Annotated in this window: 16 protein-coding genes; 10 read left to right on the top strand and 6 right to left on the bottom strand. The window is 67.8% G+C overall.

Going from position 1 to position 19187, the window contains the following annotated elements:
• Window positions 1–288: 288 nt before the first annotated feature.
• From AB0873_RS19865 to AB0873_RS19835, 7 genes are all read left to right on the top strand, one after another.
• Window positions 289–2406, top strand: a complete 2118-nt coding sequence (locus AB0873_RS19865) for a hypothetical protein (protein WP_366601154.1) — start codon at window positions 289–291, stop codon at window positions 2404–2406.
• Window positions 2403–3392: a hypothetical protein gene (locus AB0873_RS19860; RefSeq protein ID WP_366601152.1), complete on the top strand. Its 990-nt coding sequence runs from the start codon at window positions 2403–2405 to the stop codon at window positions 3390–3392. The genes AB0873_RS19865 and AB0873_RS19860 overlap by 4 nt, the downstream gene beginning before the upstream one ends.
• A gap of 28 nt (window positions 3393–3420) precedes the next feature.
• Complete coding sequence (locus AB0873_RS19855; RefSeq protein ID WP_366601151.1) at window positions 3421–4392, top strand: hypothetical protein; 972 nt, start codon at window positions 3421–3423, stop codon at window positions 4390–4392.
• A gap of 13 nt (window positions 4393–4405) precedes the next feature.
• On the top strand, window positions 4406–4648 hold the full coding sequence (locus AB0873_RS19850) for a hypothetical protein (RefSeq protein WP_366601150.1): 243 nt from the start codon (window positions 4406–4408) through the stop codon (window positions 4646–4648).
• 102 nt (window positions 4649–4750) lie between these two features.
• Window positions 4751–5089 carry a hypothetical protein gene (locus AB0873_RS19845; RefSeq protein WP_366601148.1) on the top strand — a complete coding sequence of 113 codons (339 nt, stop codon included), beginning with the start codon at window positions 4751–4753 and terminating at the stop codon, window positions 5087–5089.
• A 4-nt stretch (window positions 5090–5093) separates the two neighbouring features.
• Window positions 5094–6464, top strand: coding sequence for a hypothetical protein (locus AB0873_RS19840; protein WP_366601146.1), 1371 nt, complete (start codon window positions 5094–5096; stop codon window positions 6462–6464).
• The gene (locus AB0873_RS19835) at window positions 6457–6951 is read left to right on the top strand and encodes a hypothetical protein (protein WP_366601144.1); all 495 of its coding nucleotides are present in this window, start codon (window positions 6457–6459) and stop codon (window positions 6949–6951) included. The genes AB0873_RS19840 and AB0873_RS19835 overlap by 8 nt, the downstream gene beginning before the upstream one ends.
• 21 nt (window positions 6952–6972) lie before the next feature.
• On the opposite strand, the gene AB0873_RS19830 is transcribed toward AB0873_RS19835, so the two are convergent.
• The gene (locus AB0873_RS19830) at window positions 6973–7647 is read right to left on the bottom strand and encodes a hypothetical protein (RefSeq protein ID WP_366601143.1); all 675 of its coding nucleotides are present in this window, start codon (window positions 7645–7647) and stop codon (window positions 6973–6975) included.
• 262 nt (window positions 7648–7909) lie between these two features.
• Here AB0873_RS19830 and AB0873_RS19825 point away from each other — a divergent pair, with 262 nt between their 5' ends.
• On the top strand, window positions 7910–8473 hold the full coding sequence (locus tag AB0873_RS19825; RefSeq protein ID WP_366601141.1) for a hypothetical protein: 564 nt from the start codon (window positions 7910–7912) through the stop codon (window positions 8471–8473).
• A 193-nt stretch (window positions 8474–8666) separates the two neighbouring features.
• Here the strand turns inward: AB0873_RS19825 and AB0873_RS19820 are convergent, their stop codons facing one another.
• Entirely contained in the window at window positions 8667–8918 is a 252-nt protein-coding gene (locus tag AB0873_RS19820) for a hypothetical protein (RefSeq protein WP_366601139.1), read from the bottom strand.
• Window positions 8915–9202, bottom strand: coding sequence for a DivIVA domain-containing protein (locus AB0873_RS19815; protein WP_366601138.1), 288 nt, complete (start codon window positions 9200–9202; stop codon window positions 8915–8917). The genes AB0873_RS19820 and AB0873_RS19815 overlap by 4 nt, the downstream gene beginning before the upstream one ends.
• A gap of 571 nt (window positions 9203–9773) precedes the next feature.
• Between AB0873_RS19815 and AB0873_RS19810 the strand changes: the two genes are divergently transcribed.
• Window positions 9774–10655 carry a helix-turn-helix transcriptional regulator gene (locus tag AB0873_RS19810; protein WP_366601136.1) on the top strand — a complete coding sequence of 294 codons (882 nt, stop codon included), beginning with the start codon at window positions 9774–9776 and terminating at the stop codon, window positions 10653–10655.
• Complete coding sequence (locus tag AB0873_RS19805; protein WP_366601135.1) at window positions 10648–10845, top strand: DUF397 domain-containing protein; 198 nt, start codon at window positions 10648–10650, stop codon at window positions 10843–10845. The genes AB0873_RS19810 and AB0873_RS19805 overlap by 8 nt, the downstream gene beginning before the upstream one ends.
• A gap of 59 nt (window positions 10846–10904) precedes the next feature.
• Here the strand turns inward: AB0873_RS19805 and AB0873_RS19800 are convergent, their stop codons facing one another.
• Genes AB0873_RS19800 through AB0873_RS19790 form a run of 3 tightly spaced genes read right to left on the bottom strand, consistent with a single transcriptional unit; the run spans window position 10905 to window position 19098 of the window.
• Window positions 10905–11348: a hypothetical protein gene (locus tag AB0873_RS19800; RefSeq protein ID WP_366601133.1), complete on the bottom strand. Its 444-nt coding sequence runs from the start codon at window positions 11346–11348 to the stop codon at window positions 10905–10907.
• Between the two features lie 32 nt (window positions 11349–11380).
• The gene (locus AB0873_RS19795; RefSeq protein ID WP_366601131.1) at window positions 11381–16291 is read right to left on the bottom strand and encodes a class I SAM-dependent DNA methyltransferase; all 4911 of its coding nucleotides are present in this window, start codon (window positions 16289–16291) and stop codon (window positions 11381–11383) included.
• Entirely contained in the window at window positions 16288–19098 is a 2811-nt protein-coding gene (locus tag AB0873_RS19790; RefSeq protein WP_366601130.1) for a helicase-related protein, read from the bottom strand. Before AB0873_RS19790 ends, AB0873_RS19795 begins: the two co-directional genes overlap by 4 nt.
• Window positions 19099–19187: the final 89 nt, after the last annotated feature.

Raw genomic sequence — 19187 nt, 5'->3', positions numbered from 1 at the left:
TGACCTGCTCGACCGCCGAGATGGTCAGGTGGGTCGGATTCGCGACAGCTCGTCGGCTCATGGTCGCCTACTCTGCGACGACCTGTAAACCAAGGGACGGGCGACTCCTCCGTGACCGACACGAACAGCGCAGGCCAACACATCTGCCGCAGCTGCGGCGTGATCTGCGTCCAGGAGACCGCCGGGTGGGTACACCCCGAGCCGTGGCGCACATTGAAGGCGCGAAGGATCTGCGACCACCCTGAGCCGCTGCGCGCCGCCACACCACAGGAAAGCAGGCGCGGCGCGATGCAGTTGGTCCGCCGCGACCGGTGGATCCGACAGGAGCAGCTGCAGCAGCTCGTCGCCGCCGACGGCAGTCCAGTCGAGGTCGCGATTGTGGGCTGTTACCTCAAGCGTCCGGACGCGCGTGAGCATCCCCGCGGCTGGGGTTACCTGGCCGATGACGGTCACTACGGCTTCGGGGCGACCACCACGCAACGCCGCTACGACGGCGACGGGGAGTTGGCGGCAGAAGCACGAGCGCTGTTCTGGGCACTACGCCGGCTCCTACCGGCGTACCAGGTGACGGTCGTAACCGACTACCAGGAAATCGCCGACATGGTCGATGCGTGGCGTAGAGGCGACCTCACCGCAGCGCCGCCCGGGTATGACCGTTCCGACCGCCCTTCGGGCCGCGAGGCCAAGCTGATGTACCTGGCGCGTCGCGTCCATGAACACGCGGACCGGGTGACCGTGAGAGTCGTCGACGGTTATGAAGACACCGCCCTGGGCCGGGTGGCCAACGAGCTTTCGATCCTGGGCTGGAAGTGGTGCGCTGGCGAAGTCACCAAAGCCAACGCCCAAAGCCATGCCCTGGGAATCGCCAGCAAGGCCCTCGGCGTGGATCCGATTCTGGTCGTCCGCGTGCCCGAGTCCGAGGATCCGGACGAGCCGGGCGACGACGAGCCGGATTCGGTAAACCAGGCCTCCCCCACCTCAGAGAACGGAAGCGACACCATGTCCGACGGTTCGTTGTCCCGCAGCCGCCGGGAGCTGTTGATCAACGGCCGACGGGTCCGCATCTCCGACCTAATCGAGGCGGGACGGCTCGCCGTAGGTGCCGAACTGACCTACCAGCAGCGAATTGGGGAACCGCCGTATCGTGCGACCGTGACCGAGCGGGGCCAACTGCGTCTCGCTGACGGCAGGGAATTCGCCACCCCGTCGCGTGCCGCCGCCGAGGCGGCCGGGCTCACGGCGGTGCCGGGCTGGGCGGTCTGGCGGGTCCAGCCGACCGGGAAGACCCTTCACCAGCTCCGGGTCAAGCTGCTCAAGGATGTGGCGGACGAGGTGGCGCAGGATCATGCGCGGCCCCACGAGGAGGCGGACGCGGTACGCCGCCGCTTCGCGATGCTCGAGGAGGCGCAGGCAGACGCCAAGGAGGGCAGGCCCCGCACGCTGACCGTCCGCGAGTTCATCAAGCACTGGGGCTTGGAGGACCGCGACCGGACCACCAGCGCACAGATCGACGCCGACCTGGCCAACCATGGGCTGACCACCGTTCCCGACTTCCGCACCGTCAGTCTGGACAAGACGATCCGGATGCTGGTCCTTCCGGAGGGCGGCGGTGACGTCGTCGCGACCGAGGTCGTGAACGACGGGGTCGAGCCGGCGCCGGCGGCCGGCGATGAGGAGAGCGTGGACGTCGGGCTCACCCTCGGCAACCTGCTGCCGGACGACATGTCGCTGACCTGGGTGTCGCCCACCGCATCCTTCGAGGAGGCGATCACGGCGATGCAGGTCGACGACTTCTCCCAGCTCGCGGTGCTGGCCAATCCCTACACCGTGCACGGTGCGGTTACGTGGGAGTCGATCGCGGCGGCCAAGCACCGGGACGCGAATGCCACCTTCAGCGACGCCATCGACCGGCGCGCTGCCGCCTTGGTCTTCGACTACGACGTACGGCTGCTCGACGTGCTGCAGACTCTCCAGCAGAACGGGTTCATCTTCGTCCGGGACGAGCAGCGAAAGATCAGCGGCATCATCACCGCCGCCGACGTGGTCCGCAAGTACGACGAAACGGCGACCCCGTTCTTCCTCATCGGTGAAATCGACCAAGAGCTACGGCAGCTCCTGCAGAACACGTTCGACGAGGAGACTGTGCGGCAGGCATGCATAGCGGCCGGGTCGTCGTTCAAGTCCTTCGACTCGATGTCCATCGGCCAGTACCAGGCGGTGCTCGACAATCCCGACTGCTGGAAGCAGCTCGGATGGCCACTCGACCGCTACGTCTTCATCAAACGCCTCGACCGGCTGCGCAAGGTGCGCAACAACGTCATGCACTTCAACCCCGACCCGATCCGGCCCACCGACGTCGGTAAGCTCCGCAACTTCCTCGACCTGATCCGCCGGTACAGCCGGTGAGCGATTACACGTTCCGGCTTGGCGGTCAGGCCTACTCCATGCGGTCCGAGGCGGTCCGTGAGGCGCTGGCGGATCTTACCCGCGAGGACGTGCGTGAGCACTGGGTCGAGGTCGAGGGCAACCGCTGGCCGGTGAAGCAGGTGTTCGCTGCCGTCACCGGTCTTCGCCGGGATTCCTTCACCTCGCATGTCGCCCTGCGTCACCTCCGGGCCCTCGACTTTCCGACCAGCAGGCTGCCCGTAGAGAGCACGAGCGCCGGCGCGCGTCCGCCGGTTGACCCCGTGCCCAAGGCGGTCGGTCCTCGGCCGCTGGTCACGGAACCGGAGCCGGCCGAGGCGTTCGGTAGACTGCTCGCCTTCGTCGGCTCGGCGGACCTGACCGCACGCATCGCCGCGTTGGAGGCCCGGTTGAACGGCGTGGACCGCGCGGCAGCGGCCGAGCTCGCCGAGGACGCCGGCATGGGACTGGATCTTCTGCTCGCGGCGCTGCTGGTGCGCAAGCACGCCGGCCGGCTCAGTGACGTCATCCACGCGGCCGTGATCGCCCAGGTCGTACCGTTGATCCTCGACGAGGGTGAGCGGGTGGTCCGCCGGCCGTCCCTGGCGGCGGGCAACGACCCGAGCCGCCCCTACGATCTGGAGACCGACCGAAGGATCGCCGAGTTCAAGATGTCGGTGTGGAAGGGCGCGGACGCGATGCGCAAGCGTGGCGCGTTCGGGGACCTGGTCAACCTCGCGCTCGACACGTCCGGCCGCCGAGCGCAGCTCTACGTCGCCGGCCCACCGGCCATCCAGTTCCTACGCAACGCCAAGAGTTCGGCTGCGTGGGGATTGAACCGGTCGTCGCCGAAGCTGCGGCAGCGCTTCGAGCAGAGGTTCGGCTCACTGGACGTCCCGATCCGTGACTTCACGGCCGGACCGGCCGGCCACGTCGAGCTGGTCGACCTGAGCTTCCTGCTGCCGCAGATCGCACCCGCCATCGGGTGACCGGAGCCTGCACGAAAGGAACCAGGCCGTGTCGTCCCTGACGGCCGAGTTGGCAGACCCCCGCAGTCCCGTGGCGCGCTGGCTGCGGGCAACGTCCCCGCATCACCACGACGTGCAGGCCGATTTCCGGGAGGCCGCCGGTCCTGCTCTAGTGCTGCCGTCGCCGGTTGTGGTGCTCGGCACCCAGGGCACGGCGATCGACTGGTGGTTCCGGTTCCTGGTCGATCCGGCACCGTCGGTCGGTATCGTCGTGGCTGGGCTTCGCTCGCGGCGGGCGCCCTGCCGTCAAGCCGGCCTCGAACTGCTACACGACCTGGGCGCCGTCGATGAGGCGGGCAACCTCGTCGGGCATGTCCGCCCCGCCCGGTTCGCCGACAGGTCCGACGAGTGGTGGGCGCGGGTGTCGTACGCGCTGGCTCTGCTGGTCGAGTTGTACCGAGCGCCCATGGTCGACGGCTCCCGGCTGATGCGGCTCGGCCCGTCCAGCCGAGCGGAGGATTTGCTGGCGTTGGCCAATCCCGACGAGGTCGCCGATCTGATCGCGATGCGGGACCTCGCGGTCGAGCGGCTGCTACCTGCGCTGCCATCCGGACCGGTGACGACGAGTGCCACGTTCGACGGAAGCGCCGACCTACATGCCGACGCGGATCTCATCGTCGGCGGGATGCTGGTGGACTTCAAGGCCGGTCAGGGCGGCCGACCGCGAGCGGACGGCAGCCGGGCGGCGGTGCTACGCCGAGAGGACCTGGACCAGCTGTTGGGGTATGTGCTGCTGGACTACTCCGACACGTTCGCCCTGCGCGCCGTCGCCGTCTACGCGGCGCGCTTCGGGCACTTCATGTCGTGGCCGCTCGGGGAGCTGTTCGCCCGCCTCGCGGGGCGGCCGATCGATCTGGCGACGCTGCGGCAGGAGTTCGCGCACGTAGTACGGGTCGAGCTGCCGGCATACCGAAAGGAGTCGATCGCCGCACGGCTCCGCCGCCGGTCGCAGGCCCGATGAGCAGCCGGATGCATTGACACTCTCCCGCTACCGGGCACCACTGCCGGGTGCCCGGACTCTGGAGGTCTTCCGGGGTGTGGAGAGCGACCTGTACCGGCATCTCGCGGAGGGCCGGGTCGGGCCGTACCTGCGGGCCGCACCGCGCACCTACCGCAGGTTGGGAAGCGCACGGCTCCACGACGGAGTGTTGTCGATCGGCCGGGACGGCACGGTCCTGGCGGTTCGGCTCGCCGACGAGCGGCGACGGAGCCGGTGATCGCGCCGGTCCTCGGAGTGGCCGGGTTCACCGTCCGGACAGGACGATCGCGTTGGTGTTCGGCTGGCAGAATCGAGCCCGTCACGAAACGGGGGTGACGACGTGGCAGAGGGATTCCAGGTGGACCCCGGTTCGCTGAACGGAGCGGCCGCGACCCTGCACGACCTGGCCCGGCACCTGCAGACGGGGCAGGTCGACCTGTTCGTGCTCGACTGGGCCGATGCCCCGGCAAGGCACCCCGAGGTGGCGCGGGTCATGCGCTCGTTCGTCGAGTTCGCCCACGACCAGCACCAGGACGTGGTCGCTCTGCTGGCGGCGCTCTCGGCCCGGGTCAAGACCACCGCCGACAACTACCAGCACACCGACGGCGCGATCGCGGCGGACATGACCACGTTCCTGACCCAGTCGACCTACCAGCCCGCCGACCAGCGCACGACGTGACGCCATGGCCTATCGGGATGCCGTGCGGTACATCGAGGCGATGAAGCCGGGCTACGTCGACGCCGTGGCCGAGGAATGCCTGCGGACGAAGAAGGTCATCCGCGCGGTGTCGCCCACGCTCGACGGCCTGCGCAGCAGGGTGGAGTGGTCCTCCGACGCGGCGGACCTCTACGAGCAGCGTCTCCGGGAAACCATCGACCTGGTCGATGGCCTGCACGACGGGTTCGACAAGGCAGGCGCGGCCATCGCCGAGTACGCGGAGGCCCAGACCCGGGCCCAGGCGCTGGTGGCCGACGGGGTCGCGGCCGAGGATCACCTACGCGCGCTGATCGCTCCGATTGTGGCCACCCAGTCGCTGGTGGTGCGTCTATCCGACCCGCTGCGGGCATGGAACGACCTGCGCGTCACCACCGGAGCAACCGACTGGCTCATCGAGCTCGGCGTCCAGGACGAGATCGACATGGTACGTGCCGACGCCGAGCGGCTCTGGCAGACCGCCACCGGAGCCTACGACGACGCGATCCGGATCGAGACCGAAGCCCGCACCGACGCGCTCGCCCTGCTCGCCGCGGCGTACCGGCTGCTGCCCGACTTCCTGGCGAACTCCACCCTCAGCGCGAAGATCGTCGACGGCACGCCGGGGCTGCGCGACACCCGGGGCAAGTACCACATCGGTCCACCGACCGCCCCGGACCTGACCTTCGACAGCGACTTCCCGCACGACCCGAACGCCACCGCCACCCCCGCGGACTACGCCAGTTGGAACAAGTGGCAGGCCATGCTGCGCGGCGCCCAGACGGCTCGGCCCGACCTGGATGACGCTCTCGATCTGTACGCCCACTACCGCGACGGCACCGGCACCGACCGGCGGGTCGACTTCGAGGAGGGCTACCGGGAGGACCCGAACATCCGCAGTGCGGTGGACAACGAGATCGCCACTGCGCAGCGGGAGGCGGAGCGGCTCTACCGGGAGACCGGGCAGACCGCCTTCCAGATGACCGGTAAGCCGGCGATGGTCGACAGCATGGGCCTCTACCCGACCACCGAGAACTGGCAGAAGAGCCTCGGCGACTTCGCCATGTACGGCACGTCCGACGTCGTCGTCGACGGTGACCAGATCACGATGAAGATCAAGGTTCATGCTGAGGACGTGTACAACTTCAATCGCGGCGCCGCCGACATCGCCACCGGTGAGCCGGACAACGACAACGGCCGGTTCTCAACCCTAGGGTGGGCCAAGGAATTCCGTACCCATGGCGATCTGGAGCGCACCGTGACGTGGACCATCGGCGAGTCGCCCGACCTGAGCGGCGGGACCGGCCCCGACCGCCATGCCCCCGGCGAGGACCGGGCGGATGGACGTTCCGATGGCTGAGCTCCGCGCCGGGTTGCTGGTGTCGGCCATCGTCCTGGCGCTGGCCGGCTGCACGGGAGGTGCCCCCAGCGACGACCAATCGACAGGGAGGAACGCCAGCGTGAGCCCGGCCCCGGTGAGGACCGATCGCGAACCGATCGCCAAGCGCTTTCCGCGCCTGGGCAACTTCGTCGAGGCTCACTGGCAGGCGTCCACGGCCGGCATTGACAACAGCCGTGTCCCGGGCCCGACCGACACGCGCATCGACGCGCTGGTCGTGCTGCGACCCGACACGGTCGCCGCAACCATCAAGGCGTACGAATGGCAGCCGGCACCGCACAACTGGGACGCACTGCTGAGCGCCGAGCTGCGCCCGTTCCTGCCCGCTGACGGCACCTGGCAGGTCAGCGAGCAGTACGCCGAGGACGTACGGACCGTCGAGTACAACGGCACCGTCTACCTCGACACCACCAGCGGCACCGTCTACCTGAGACTCATCGACAGCTGACCAGACAGGTACGTCCGTACGTCAGCGACCGGCGCTTCCGTACGTGCCCTGCTCCACCACAGCGGGTTTGGCCGGGAACTGCGCCAGAGCAGTCCAGTCCTCCATCGCCGCGACGAGGATCTTCTTGACCTGCGTCTTGGCTTCCTCCAAGGCGAGGTCGATGAAGCACTGGCATCTGGTCAGGTCATCGCCGTTGACCAGACACAGCAGCACCCCGGTCACCTGCAGGCCCCGCGCCGTGGCGACCATCTTGGCGTCCGGCGGCAGCGGAATGTTCGCCGCGAGCTTGCGGGCGAAGGCCTGCACGATCCGGTCACCGCCGAGGAGAGCGGCGAGCCAGGCCGCGATGGCGCCGACCAGATCGTGCAGCATCTTCTTGCCGGTCAGGATCGCCGCCGCCGTCCGCGCCAGACGCTTGCATCGCCTCCGCCGCCGACGGCTGAACAAACTGTTCCAGGTTTGCTCAGTCACGTACTCGGCGGCGCGCTCGGAAACGACGTTGGTCCAGCCGTCGTTGAGGACCGCGACGCAGTACTCGGCGGCCTTCTCGACGCGCTCTTGACGGCGGCGCTCCTGCGTCGCCGTTATGCCGCCTTCGCCTCGTGAAGTCCCTCGCCGAGCAGCCCGGGGGCGTGAAGCCGTCGCCTGTCGAGGCCCTCTTCGATCCTTGGGGTGCCGGGGACCCGCCTCCGGCATCCCGACATGGTGGCGGCAGCGCGTTCCAGGCACCTTCACCCGTTTCTTGCAGAGCCTGTTGTTCGTACGCCGAGCACGACATCGAGGCATAGCGTCATCATCTCGTCACGCAGAGATTAAGACTGTCGGATATTTGCTTCTGACGATGCCTGCGCTGTCGCGTCTCATCACCGTTCGCCCGCAGCTGAGGCGCCGACGTGCACGCGCCCACAGGTTCGGCCGGGGGCACAATATTTTCAGGTGTCTATGGTTTACTGCCACCGTGACGCCAGAGATCGCGACAGGCCTCTTCGGCCTGCTGGGGGCCCTCGTTGGAGGCGGCGCCACGTTCGGCGTGGGGTATCTGGGCTCCCGCGTCCAACGCGCGCAGGCCGAACAAGCTCGCGTGAATGAGGTCGCAGACGCTGAGCGGGCGCGGCGCAGTCAGCTCGCTGACGCGCGGAACGCGGCCTACATCGTGTTCCTCAGCCGGGTAGACGGCTTCCTTGATCAAGCCCGCGAGCTCGAAGAGCTGCTCGACCTGGCGTCCAGCGAGGAACGACCGACGGATCAGTACCGGCAGTATGTGGCCGAGTGGAACGAGCTGGTCACCGCGAACGCGACCGTGCAGCTGGCTGGGCCCGAGCCGACGGCGCATCGTGCGCAGGATCTGCTTGACGCGGTCGGCACCTACTCGGAGATGATCGACAAGCGGTACCGCGGCCAGCGATGGCCACCTGGCCTCGCCACCGCCTGGGATCGCGCGCGCGAGAACCGACTCGCCTTTCTGCAATCCGCCCGGCAGACGTACGCAGCCGGATTCGGCGTGGAGACCACGCCCGCCTGAGCGGGCGTGACGAAGAGTTCCTCCGGCAGCACGGCCTCGACCGGCCGTTCGTAGATGCGCGCGCCGTCGCAGCGCGAGGTTTCCCGCAATTCGGGTACGACGTGCTCGACCACCGGCCGCCGGAACCGCCCCGGCACGTCCCCGTCCGGCACCGCCTGCCCGGTCAGATCCAGCCCGGCCGTCCGAGGCTGCGTCAGCGGCGCAGGCGGCGGGAGCACTCGCCGTCGTGGCCGTCGCGGAGCACACAACGCCGACCGCCCGGCATCCGCGCGTCGCAGAAGACCCGGTGCCGGAGGAACTGCTTGTCCTCTTCGGAGACGGTCATCTCTCCCGGATCCATCATTGGCAGCACAGTGATCCACCGGCCGACCACCCGGGCGAGGCGCTGCGCGGCCGGTAGGTCGGCGGCAACAACGGGCAGGTGAATCACGTACCGTCCGCTCACCGCCGACCACCCTCGGCCTGCTCAGACTGCCACCGACGCAGCGCGACCTTGATCCGCAGCGTCTCCCGCCGGCTCTGCGCCAGCGCGTCGTAGACGGCGGCCATGTCGACGGCGACCCGGTCAAGGAAGGCGTACACCTCGTCGGGGTTCAGGCCGCGGCGTCCGAGCCGGGCGGGCGGGAAGCGGCGCTCACGCACCTGCCACGGCAGCAGACTGGGGTACGTGCGAGAGCGATACGTCGTCCCACCGCCCTCGGGGAACGGCCTCTGGTTGCGGACGCTCATCGGTGCCTGCCTTCCTGGTCGTGGATGGGGTGGGTCCGCCCGCCCTCCCCGCGCGGGCGGACCCACCCCGCCCGAACACCGCAGCTTCGCTCAGCGGTACGGCATCCGGGCTGGTCGGCGAGGGGTTGCCTGGATAGTGCGGCGGCCGATCCGGGGGTCACCTCGGCCGCCGCACTGGCCATCCTGGGACAGTTTCCGGTGGACGAGCAACATCTACCGCCACGATTTCCCTGACCTGCGTCGATTTTCTTTGTCGGAGCCGCAAGACGTTCCACGGAAAGGCCCGACAGTGTTGCGCAATGGAAGAGGCACGCACGCTCGCGAGGCTTGCCGCGACCGCGCTGACCTCGGCAGACACGAGCACGGATGTCGATTCATTGTGCACCGGCGCACGCCATTAGCGCCCGTGGGAATTGCGTGATGATGACTGTTGTCGAGGGTGTCTTGTATGGTCAGGCACGTAAGTCGCTTTGTCAGCACGAAGCGCGAGCCAACCACTTCCCCGGCAACCGATCCGCGTTTCACCGATGGCGTCCGGATGTAACAAAACGCAACACGAAAGGGGTGGCCGATGGCCGACGACATGGGCTCGACAGTCCCCAGGCGACAGCTCGGGCGAGCACTACGCGACCTGCGCACCGAAGCCCGCATGACCCTCGACGGCGCAGCCGAGGCCATGCAGTGCAGCCGCCAGAAGATGTGGCGTATCGAGACCGGCCTCGGCCCCACCCGCGCCGTCGACGTCAAGGCCATGTGCGAGCTGTACGCCGCCACCCCCGAGCTGACCACCGCCCTCGTCGCCCTGGCCAACGAGACCAAAGCCAAGGGCTGGTGGCACTCCTACGGCGACGCCATCCCCGACTGGTTCGAGCTGTACGTCGGCCTCGAATCCGCCGCCTCCCGCCTCCGCGAACATGACGACACCCTGGTCCCTGGGCTCCTCCAAACTCCGGGCTACACGCGAGGCGTCTATCAGAACCGCCCGAACATGCCGCCCGAGGAACTGGAAGAGGTCTTGGAAGTCCGCCGACGGCGTCAGGAGATCCTGGTTCGGCGACTCCCAAAGGCACCGCAGCTTGAGTGGGTCTTGTCAGAAGCAGTGCTGCTTCGATGCGTGGGTAGCCCAGCAGCCATGGCTGAGCAACTCGACCGTCTCCTTGAACGCACGACCCTGCCGAACGTGTCGATCCGCGTTCTCCCACTGTCGGCGGGTGCCCATTATGGTGCGCTGGCCGGCGCCTTCGTCATGCTCGACTTCCCACTCGGCAACCGAGTCGTCCCTGATCCGTCCGTCGTCTACAGCGAGTCGGTGACCGGTGCGCTTTACCTCGACAGGCCGGAAGAGTTCGCGGTCTACGAGAAGGTCTGGGCGAGCCTCGTCAGCCTCTCGCTCGATGAGGAACAATCAAGAAGGATGATCGGCAAGATCAAGGAAGAGGTCCATCATGGCTGACGACCTGCTCGGCGCCCAGTGGCGCAAGAGCACCCGCAGCGGCGACAACAACGGGAACTGCGTCGAGATCGCCGACAACCTGCCCGGCTTCGTCGCCGTACGCGACAGCAAGGACCCAGCCGGGCCTGTCCTCAGCTTTTCGCCCGACGCCTGGGTCAACTTCATCCGGGCCACCAAGACCAGGCACTGAACCGTCAGACGGGAGCGCAACCGGCAGAGTCGCCGGAGGCGCTCCCGTCGCGCTGTCGCTCAGGCGCTTGCGTCTCCACTCGCAGGCTGGTCCGCCCGGTCGAACAGTGACCAGCGGCTCCGCCACGCCTTCACCTGCGCTGGATAGATCGCCGTGTGGCGACTGTCAGGGTTGCGCGGGCGTACGCCACCGACTCTCGACATGAACTCCTGGTGCCGCTCATCGATACCGCTGCGCAGGTCGTCTCCGGGCACGACGTAGAAGCTCCGCCGCCCATCGGTCACATCCACCAGCACGTAGAAGTCAATCGAGGCGGCCGTAGCCTTGTACACGTCTGCAATCATCCATGCGCCCTGGGCAGCGACCTGAACCGCCGCCCGCCTGCCATTGATCTTCACAAAAGTCTGTGGACCTTCAAGGCTCGCCGTGTAGCCCTGCAACAGGGCTTCGGCCACCGCGAGGTGCCGCCCAGCCTGGTGCTTCTGGTGGTTGCTCGGAGCCATCTGTTCTCCTTCGGGTGAGAAGGGTGCGCGGCCTAGGACGGCTGCCAGCCCGCATCGATCGCATCCTGAAGCCGCTTGCTGAACACAGCATGCGCCTGCCGATACTCGTTCTCCCGATCCGCCTTGTAAAACGGCGCCATGTACCCATCAGGCACCGGATTCCGCTCTGGATCATCTATGTGCAACTTGAATGCCGTCCAGTGATCCTTCGTTTGTCCATACCCGAACGTGTACGGGTCAGCAGCGATCTTTCGGCCAGTCGCATCGAACCACATTTGATCCTCCCGCTCAGTAAGGATCGGGTACCGTGATCGCAACATGGCGATCAGCTCATCCACCTCAATGCCTAGCCAGACACAGACGAGCGCGTCGAGCTCCACGAGAGCCGCGCGACGCTCAGCTTCAGTCCGCAGCGGTGTCGTCCATTCCCATCGACTTCCCGCCATCTGCAGAGGTGCGAGCGATTGCCAGTTAGCCGCCCATCCCTCATTAGCCCATTCGCGTTCATGCAACTCGGACCAAACGCCGGCATACGCTCCGGTCAAGCAATTCAAGCGCAGCGTCCGTAGCAGCAAGGCGGAGGCAAGCGGGTTGGACGGATCCGCGACTGGCAACATAGCGGCTTCAGCGTTCCGCAGATCAGCGCGCCCACAAATTCGCAGCAGATAATCGAGCGGCAGCGATGCCCAAAACCCGGCTTGAAGTGCAGTCAGGCGGTTGTCCGCTAGCGCTAACGTATGGACGGCATCCACATGCGCAGGGCCAGGTGGGATGAGGGCAGCGAAGAGCGAACGTTCAGTGTTGAAAGCGATCATGCGACGCCAGGCAAGGCGGTAACGCTCAGTACACCTCCCATCACCCCAGACGTCTTGCGCTGCCCTGTTTACTGCCTCGGCACCGGCGAGCACGTAGTTCGCGCCAGGAACGAACGTGGACGGGAGCGCTAGGTCAAGGGCATTCCAGTCGTTGTTGCTGCGGTACGGAACTCGCGGCTGTTTGGCGAAGGGCGTGGCAATGCCGAAGTGAGGCCCTTGGAGCACCAAATCCTGAAGTGACTCCGGCTGACCTTGATCCCAACGAATCAAACCATCCTTTTTCCCGTTTGCCTCGTCATACCCACGACTGATCCATAGCATTTGATCGCCCAAGCGGCGCTCGACGGCTGCGAGAGCGCCGATCGCACGCTCCTCCTGAACGGTGACTGGATGCAGCAGAGCGGCTTGTGTGGCTGCTTGCTCTGCATCTCCCCGCAGCCTCTGCCAAAGCGCCAACGTCTCACGATCTACGGTGATGACCCGGGCTTGATGCGGCCGTACGTCCCAACTCCCGTTGTACCGCTGGCCAGGCACAGTCCCAACGCCGTCATGCTCAAGAGAGTCCAACAACACCTTCGCGCCATACAGCCTGCTTAGGTGTCGGAAGTTGATATCGTGCGGCCGGCCATAGATGTGCACGCCAAACTCAACGTTTCGACTTGCATCATCAAACGCCCAGTTGGCGACGTTGACGAAGTTGCCGTGGACACGCAGGTGACGATAGGCCGCCTCCCGCAACGGCCCCTCCTTCGTGCCGCCGAAGTGGGTATCGGGGTGAACGAGACCTGCCGTACCCGCGCAGGAAAGATGCGACCACACCTGACATACGACGGCTCTGTAGAGATCTGGCTGCGTGCCGGCGAGAAGTGGATAGACGCCAGAATGTGTGAGGGTCGCCACCATCCCTGAGTTAAACGCTAACTGCCCAAGAAAATCGTTCAGCGTCGCCGTACGCTTGAGCTGATGGGCCTTGCGCTCGCGCCACATCTCAACCGGTGGTTTCTCCGCCAGTTTGAACCAGGGGTCGTGTTCCGCCAATACGCCGTCCTCCAACCATCGAGGGCGGACCCACGGCGGGTTGCCTACCTGGAGGTCGAAGCCGCCCTTGGCGAACGCCTGGCCGAACGTCAGCTCCCAGTGGAAGAAGCCCTGTTGCTCGGCGATCCGTTCGGCAGCCAGTAGCCACGGGAACCGGTCGGACAGCATCCACGGCGAGTCGACCCCGATCACGCCGTCGAGCTTCTGCTCAAGCTCGCTCATCTCGGCCAGGCTGTCGAGCTTGCGGCCGTAGAAGCGTTCGGTGTTCTCGTCCACGTCGCTGCGCCCGATCAGCGCCTCCGCGAACGTCAGCCAGTCGTCCAGGTTGGTCAGCGGGACCTGCTTGCGGAGCTGTTCGGCGACGGTCATCCGGCGGGTGCCGGTCGCCTTGGTCGGCAGGGTCATCCGCCGCGGCTCCACGTTGCCGAAGATGTCCGGCGTCTCGTAGACCACCTGCTCCTCGTACGCCGGAACGTCCTTGACGTGCGACACCTGGACGGGCGCGGCCGGGTACGCCGCCGGGTCCGAGCCGTCGAGCAGGCCGACCTTGTCCAGCGGCCAGAACCACAGCGCGCACCACACGTCCATCAGCGTCTTGAGCCGCCAGTACGGCGTGCCGGGCGCGGTGAGATCGGCGAGGATCTTCTCCCGGGGCACCGCCCCAGTCACCGGCGGCAGGTCGTCGGCGCCCCAGACCTTGATGTCGCGGCGGATCTCCCGCTCGGAGATGGCGAGCCGCTGCTGCACCAGCCCCCACAGGAACTCGATCCGCCCGGCCAGCGCCTGCAAGCGCTTGACCTGCGAGTTCTTGCCCTTGGCGGACGGGGTGCGCTTCAGCGCCGTACGCCATGCTTTCAATCGTGCGGTCTCGGCCGGCGCCAGCTCGCGGGCCTCCTTCTCCCCCGCGACCGCGCCCCACCCGTCGGCCGGGAGCAGGAAGTGGTGGACGGTGCCCTCGTCGATCGGCCCGTCCCGGAACGGCTTCTCCGCCGGCGCGGTGGTCAGCCAGGACTTGTCGGCGAGCTGCTTCGGCTCGTACGTCTTGCGGCCGCAGCCGATGAGCGAGTTGCCGCGTTGCAGGTGCAGGCCGAACCAGGGCGCCTGCAGGCCGGCGTGCATGACGTTGAGCCAGAGCGACACCTCGGCCAGCTCGACGGCGGTGCGGTTGAGGTCGACGCCGTAGCAGTTGTGCAGCGCGATGTACGCCTTCACCCGCTGGAGTTCGAGGTGGTACTGCTCCGGGTCCAGGTCGACCTTCAGCTCGCGGGCGCGGCGGCGCAGGTACTCGGCGGCGACCTGGTTGATCGCCTCGTTGAGGAACGCGCCGGAGCCGAGCGCCGGCTCGCAGATCGTCCAGTCCAGCAGCTCGCGCGCCGGTGTGGTGGTGCCGTCCTGGTCGAGGCGGTACTTCAGGGCGAGCTGGACGGTGACCTCGGTCAGCGACTGCGGGGTGTAGTAGGAGGCGCTGGTCTGCCGGTCCCGGCCGGCGAGCCGGTAGACGAACGCGCCGGGGGCGTAGCTGACCCGGCTGCGCACGCCCGTGTAGGGGTCCTCCTTGTAGACGAAGACGCTGTCGTCGTACTCGTCGGCCTTGGAGGCCGGGATCATCCACGAGCCGTCCTTCGGCTCGCCGCCCTTGGCGACCTCGTAGAGCTGCTCCGTGGCGACAAAACCGGTGTACGACATCAGGCCCTCGTAGACCGCGCCGAGCTGGTTGATGCCGAGCTGGGCGTACGAGATGAAGCCGCCGCGGCGCTTCTTGCCGCCCTTGGTGAGCATCAGCCGGCGCAGCACCTGGTAGAGGACCTTGTTGCGCAGCCGGGTGTCGATCTTCGGGCCGTCGGGGTCGTCCGGGTCGCTGCCGGGCACGGCGATGAGCCGGCCGATGAGCTTGGTCTTCTCCGGCAGGAACAGGTCCGACTTCATGGGCTCGAAGCGCAGGCCCTCGCCTTCGCTGGCCTTCTCCTCGACCTCTTCGCCGCCGCGCGGGCGGTGGCCATCGTTGACCATGCGGAACAGCAGGTCCAGTGACTCGTACAGGTGGAAGCCGCCCTCGGCGGACGGGGCGAGCCGGCGGGCCACCAGGTCGCCGATACGGGCGAGGCTGTAGCCCTCGACGTACTGCGGGTCGTTGACCGGGAGCACGCCCAGCTCGGGGCGGGCCTCGGCGTAGAGCAGGAAGAGGATCCGGTAGAGGTAGCGCAGGGCTTCCCGGCCGAGTTCCTTGGCCAGCTCGTCGAGGTCCATCACCTGCTGCGGCTGGTGGCCGGCCTGCCGGATCCGGTCGAGGACCTCGTTGGCGATGAGCTCGACGGAGACCTTCAGGCCCTCGCGCAGTTCGCTGGAGACGCCGACGGCGTGCTGCCGGGAGCCGGCGACCAGGTCGGCGAGGGGTTCGGTGCCGCCCTCGGCGGGCGGACGCAGCGAATCGGCGCCGAAGAGGGTGGCGACGACGTCGTACTCCCGGTCGTCGTTGCGGGCGTACGCGGTGTCCAGGCTGACGGCCAGGTAGCGGCCCTCGCCCCAGGCGGCCCGGTCGGCGAGGGTGACCACACCGCCGCTGAGGATCAACACGTAGCGGGGTGGCTGCTCGGCGGCGAAGAGCCAGGAGGCGAGCTTCGCGCCGGTCTCGATGGTCTCGTTGCCGGGCAGCGTGACCGGGTCGAGCAGCCGGCCGGCGCCGTCCGGGTCCTGGGCTGCCTCGGTGTCGACGGCCCAGCCGCAGTCGAGCGCGACGATGCCATGGGCTGAATCCAGCTCGGCGTGGGCGACGGGGATCTCGTGGTCGTGGCCGGAGCGCTCGACGGTGACCATCTGCGGCTGCGGCTCGAAGCCGAGCGCCCGCAACACGTCTTGGTGCAGCTTGCGCAGCCGCTCCGGGTCGAAGAACTCGTCGTCGGCCAGCTCGGTCTTCGCGTCGAAGTACGGCCGGCGCAGGCCGCGCAGCCCGGTGCGTGGGGTCTGCTCGCCGGTCTTCTCCCGCTCGGACCACTGCTTGAGCAGGCCGCCCTTGAGAGTGGTGGGCAGGATCTCGGCGAGGTAGTGCGCGGAGAGGTACTCGCCGCGGTTGGTCAGCGACTCGAAGCTCATGCCGGCACTCCGTTGCGCTCCGGGGACGGGACGAGGACGGCGAGCACCCGCAGCAGCGGGTCGCCGTCGGTTTCCAGGCGGTCGAGCAGGTCGTGCTGCTCCTGCACGGTGGCGTCGACTCGCTGACGGCGCTTCTCGCGGTGCGGCGCGGGCAGTTCGTCGAAGAGGCTGGCCTGCTGGAAGTGGGTCAGCTGCTGGCGGTACTTGCGTAGCGGCTCGGCGTTGGCCTCCGCCCACTCGTCGCGCTTGCCCTCCAGGTGTTGCCGAGCGACCTCGACGGCCTGCGGCAGGAGCTGCGTGAGTGGTTCGAGCGCGACGGCCTCGGCGCGGTTGACCATCGACGGGCCGACGTTGGCCTCGCGCAGCACCTCGTCCATCGACCGGATCTCTGGCGAGCCGGGCAGGCCGGAGACGGCCATCCACTGCACCACGGTGGGCTGGCCGAGGCGGTTGGCGTAGACGCCCTGGATCAGGTAGGTCGGCGCGCTCACGTCGGCGGTGAGCACCGGGGCCTGCTGGCGGCCGAGCCGGATGAGCACCTTGTCGACCAGCCAGTCGACCATCGGGTGCACGTCGCTCAGGAAGGCGATCTCCGGCCACATCGGGGTCTTGCTCTGCCGGGCCTGGTCGAGCTTGCGCTGCGCGAGCCTGCGGTCGAAGGTGACCTTGAGCCGCAGATCCTCACCCTCGCGGTGGGCGCGCAGGTAGGAGCGGGGCAGGTCAGTGAGCCGGTGCACCAGGTCGTCGGGGGCGAGGAAGGTCAGCAGCTCGTCCTCGCGACGCAGGTCGATGTGGTCCTCGGGCCGGTCGTCGTAGATCTCGTGCAGGGCTGCGTCGACGAAGTCGCGGGTGGAGTCGAAGAGCTTCGGAACCCGGGCCTGCGCGACGTCGGCGGCGACGGGGGCGGTGCCGATCTCGCCGAAGAGGTCGGCCATCACGTCGATCTCGGCGTGGGCGGCCTCGTAGGACTCGTCGACGGTCTTGCCGTTGAGCAGGTCGCGGACGAGGCGGTCCTCCTCGGCCTTCGCGTCGTACAGGCCGGTGGCGGCCTCGACGCTGCCGAGGCTGCGGTGGGCGTTCTCCTCCCGCTGGAGCAGCTTCTCGGCGACCGTCCGGTCGTCCTTCGCGTCCTCGCGTTCGGAGGTGAGGATCAGCGCGCGGAACTGCGGCTGGTGCTTCTGCCCGTACCGGTCGATGCGGCCGTTGCGCTGCTCGATGCGGATCAGGCTCCACGGGATGTCGTAGTGAATCAGGTGGTGGCACTGCTGGTGCAGGTTGACGCCCTCGGAGGCGACGTCGCCGGTGAAGAGCAGCCGGACCTCGCTGCCGGCCAGCTCGAACTCCTGCAGGATCCGCTGCTCGTCCTGGTCCGCGACGCCGCCGTGCAGCACCCGGACGGCGTTCGGCTTGAGACCGAGCAGCCCGGGAACCACCTCGGCGAGCCACTTGATGGTCGGCACCCGCTCGGAGAAGACGACCGCACGGGTGTCGCTGCCCTTGCCGACGCCGATCCTCTTCAGTTCCTCGACGAGTTTCTGGAGCTTGCTGGAGTCGCGGTCGGTCATCGCGGAGGTCAGCTCCGCGAGCCGGTCCAGCGCCTTCCGTTCCGTGCCGGTGGCCTTCTTCCGCCGGGTCTTCACCGTCTCGTGCAGCGCACGGTGCGAGGACAGGAACGACTTCAACAGCGTGTACGGGAAGAGCCGGTGCTGGCCGGTGATCGCCTCGTCGCTCCACTTGCCGGCCAGCCACACGTCGGTCAGCTCGTCGAAGATTCGCTCCTCGATCGGGCTGGCCGCGCAGTGCACCGCCTGGGACGGGCCGCGGTCGGCCCAGCGGTCGCCCATCTGGTCGCGTACCTCCGGGCTGATCTTCGTGCGGCGCAGGTAGAGGTGGGCGATGTCCTTGGCCTCGTACTCCTTCTCGTTGGCGATGGCGGCCGGGTCGAGCAGTGAGATGAGCTGGGCGAAGGATTCCCTGTTGCCGTTGTGCGGGGTGGCGCTGGCCAGCAGCAGCGCGTCGGTCTTCGCGGCCAGCCGGCGGGCCAGCTCGTTGCGCTGGGTGCCCTTGTTGATGAGGTTGTGCGACTCGTCGATGACCACCACGTCCCACGTGGTGGCGTCGAGGTGGTGGCCGAACTGGCCGGCGTCCTTGAGGGTGTCGACGGAGATGATGGCCCGCTTGAAGTAGGTGAACGGGTTCCGCCCGGCGGGGATCTCCTGCTGGATGCGCTGGATGCCGGTCGAGTCGAGCCGCACCAGCGGGATCGTGAAGCGGGTCCAGAGTTCCCGCTGGAACTGCTCCAGGACCTGTTGCGGCGACACGACCAGGATGCGGTCACCCCGGCCGCGGCGGATCAGCTCGGCGAGGATCAGCCCGATCTCCAGGGTCTTGCCGAGACCGACCACGTCGGCGAGCAGAATCCGCGGCCGCAGCCCGGACAGCGCCAGCTCCACGGGACGCTGCTGGTAGGTCAGCGGGTCGAGCAGGAACCGATCGGCAAGCGCCAGGCCGCGTTCGGTTCGGGGCAGCGGCGTACGCCGGAGCACGGCCTCCAGGAACAGGCGGCTCTGCCGGAAGCGCGACGAGGTGTCCCGGATAAGCACGGTGTCCTCGGGCCGCATTGCCTGGATGTCATCGAGGGCCGTGAAGAAGGTCGCCTCGACGTCCTGCACGAACTCGGACACGCCGACGGCCTTGATCATCGTGCCGTCCGCGGTGCCGGTCTTCACGCTGCGAATCAGCCACTCCTCGTCCCGGACGACGATGCGCGAGCCCGGGGCGTACGTGGCCTCCTGGGAGGTGGTCACTGGTGCACCCTCCTTAGCGCGGCACCGGCAAGGTGTTCGTGGTTGGATGCCGGTGAGGGCCGGGGTGACGGCCTGGTGATGGTGGCCTC

The sequence above is a fragment of the Micromonospora sp. NPDC047707 genome, assembly GCF_040704235.1.
In the GTDB taxonomy this organism is placed as follows: domain Bacteria; phylum Actinomycetota; class Actinomycetes; order Mycobacteriales; family Micromonosporaceae; genus Micromonospora.
This window is presented reverse-complemented; position numbering and strand designations above follow the sequence as displayed.

Bases quoted from the DNA above. Each gene is read 5' to 3' on its own strand.
- AB0873_RS19865 (WP_366601154.1), top strand. From the start codon at position 289: ATGCAGTTGGTCCGCCGCGACCGGTGGATCCGACAGGAGCAGCTGCAG.
- AB0873_RS19840 (WP_366601146.1), top strand. From the start codon at position 5,094: ATGGCCTATCGGGATGCCGTGCGGTACATCGAGGCGATGAAGCCGGGC.
- AB0873_RS19835 (WP_366601144.1), top strand. From the start codon at position 6,457: ATGGCTGAGCTCCGCGCCGGGTTGCTGGTGTCGGCCATCGTCCTGGCG.
- AB0873_RS19830 (WP_366601143.1), bottom strand. From the start codon at position 7,647: ATGCCGGAGGCGGGTCCCCGGCACCCCAAGGATCGAAGAGGGCCTCGA.
- AB0873_RS19815 (WP_366601138.1), bottom strand. From the start codon at position 9,202: ATGAGCGTCCGCAACCAGAGGCCGTTCCCCGAGGGCGGTGGGACGACG.
- AB0873_RS19810 (WP_366601136.1), top strand. From the start codon at position 9,774: ATGGCCGACGACATGGGCTCGACAGTCCCCAGGCGACAGCTCGGGCGA.
- AB0873_RS19805 (WP_366601135.1), top strand. From the start codon at position 10,648: ATGGCTGACGACCTGCTCGGCGCCCAGTGGCGCAAGAGCACCCGCAGC.
- AB0873_RS19800 (WP_366601133.1), bottom strand. From the start codon at position 11,348: ATGGCTCCGAGCAACCACCAGAAGCACCAGGCTGGGCGGCACCTCGCG.
- AB0873_RS19795 (WP_366601131.1), bottom strand. From the start codon at position 16,291: ATGAGCTTCGAGTCGCTGACCAACCGCGGCGAGTACCTCTCCGCGCAC.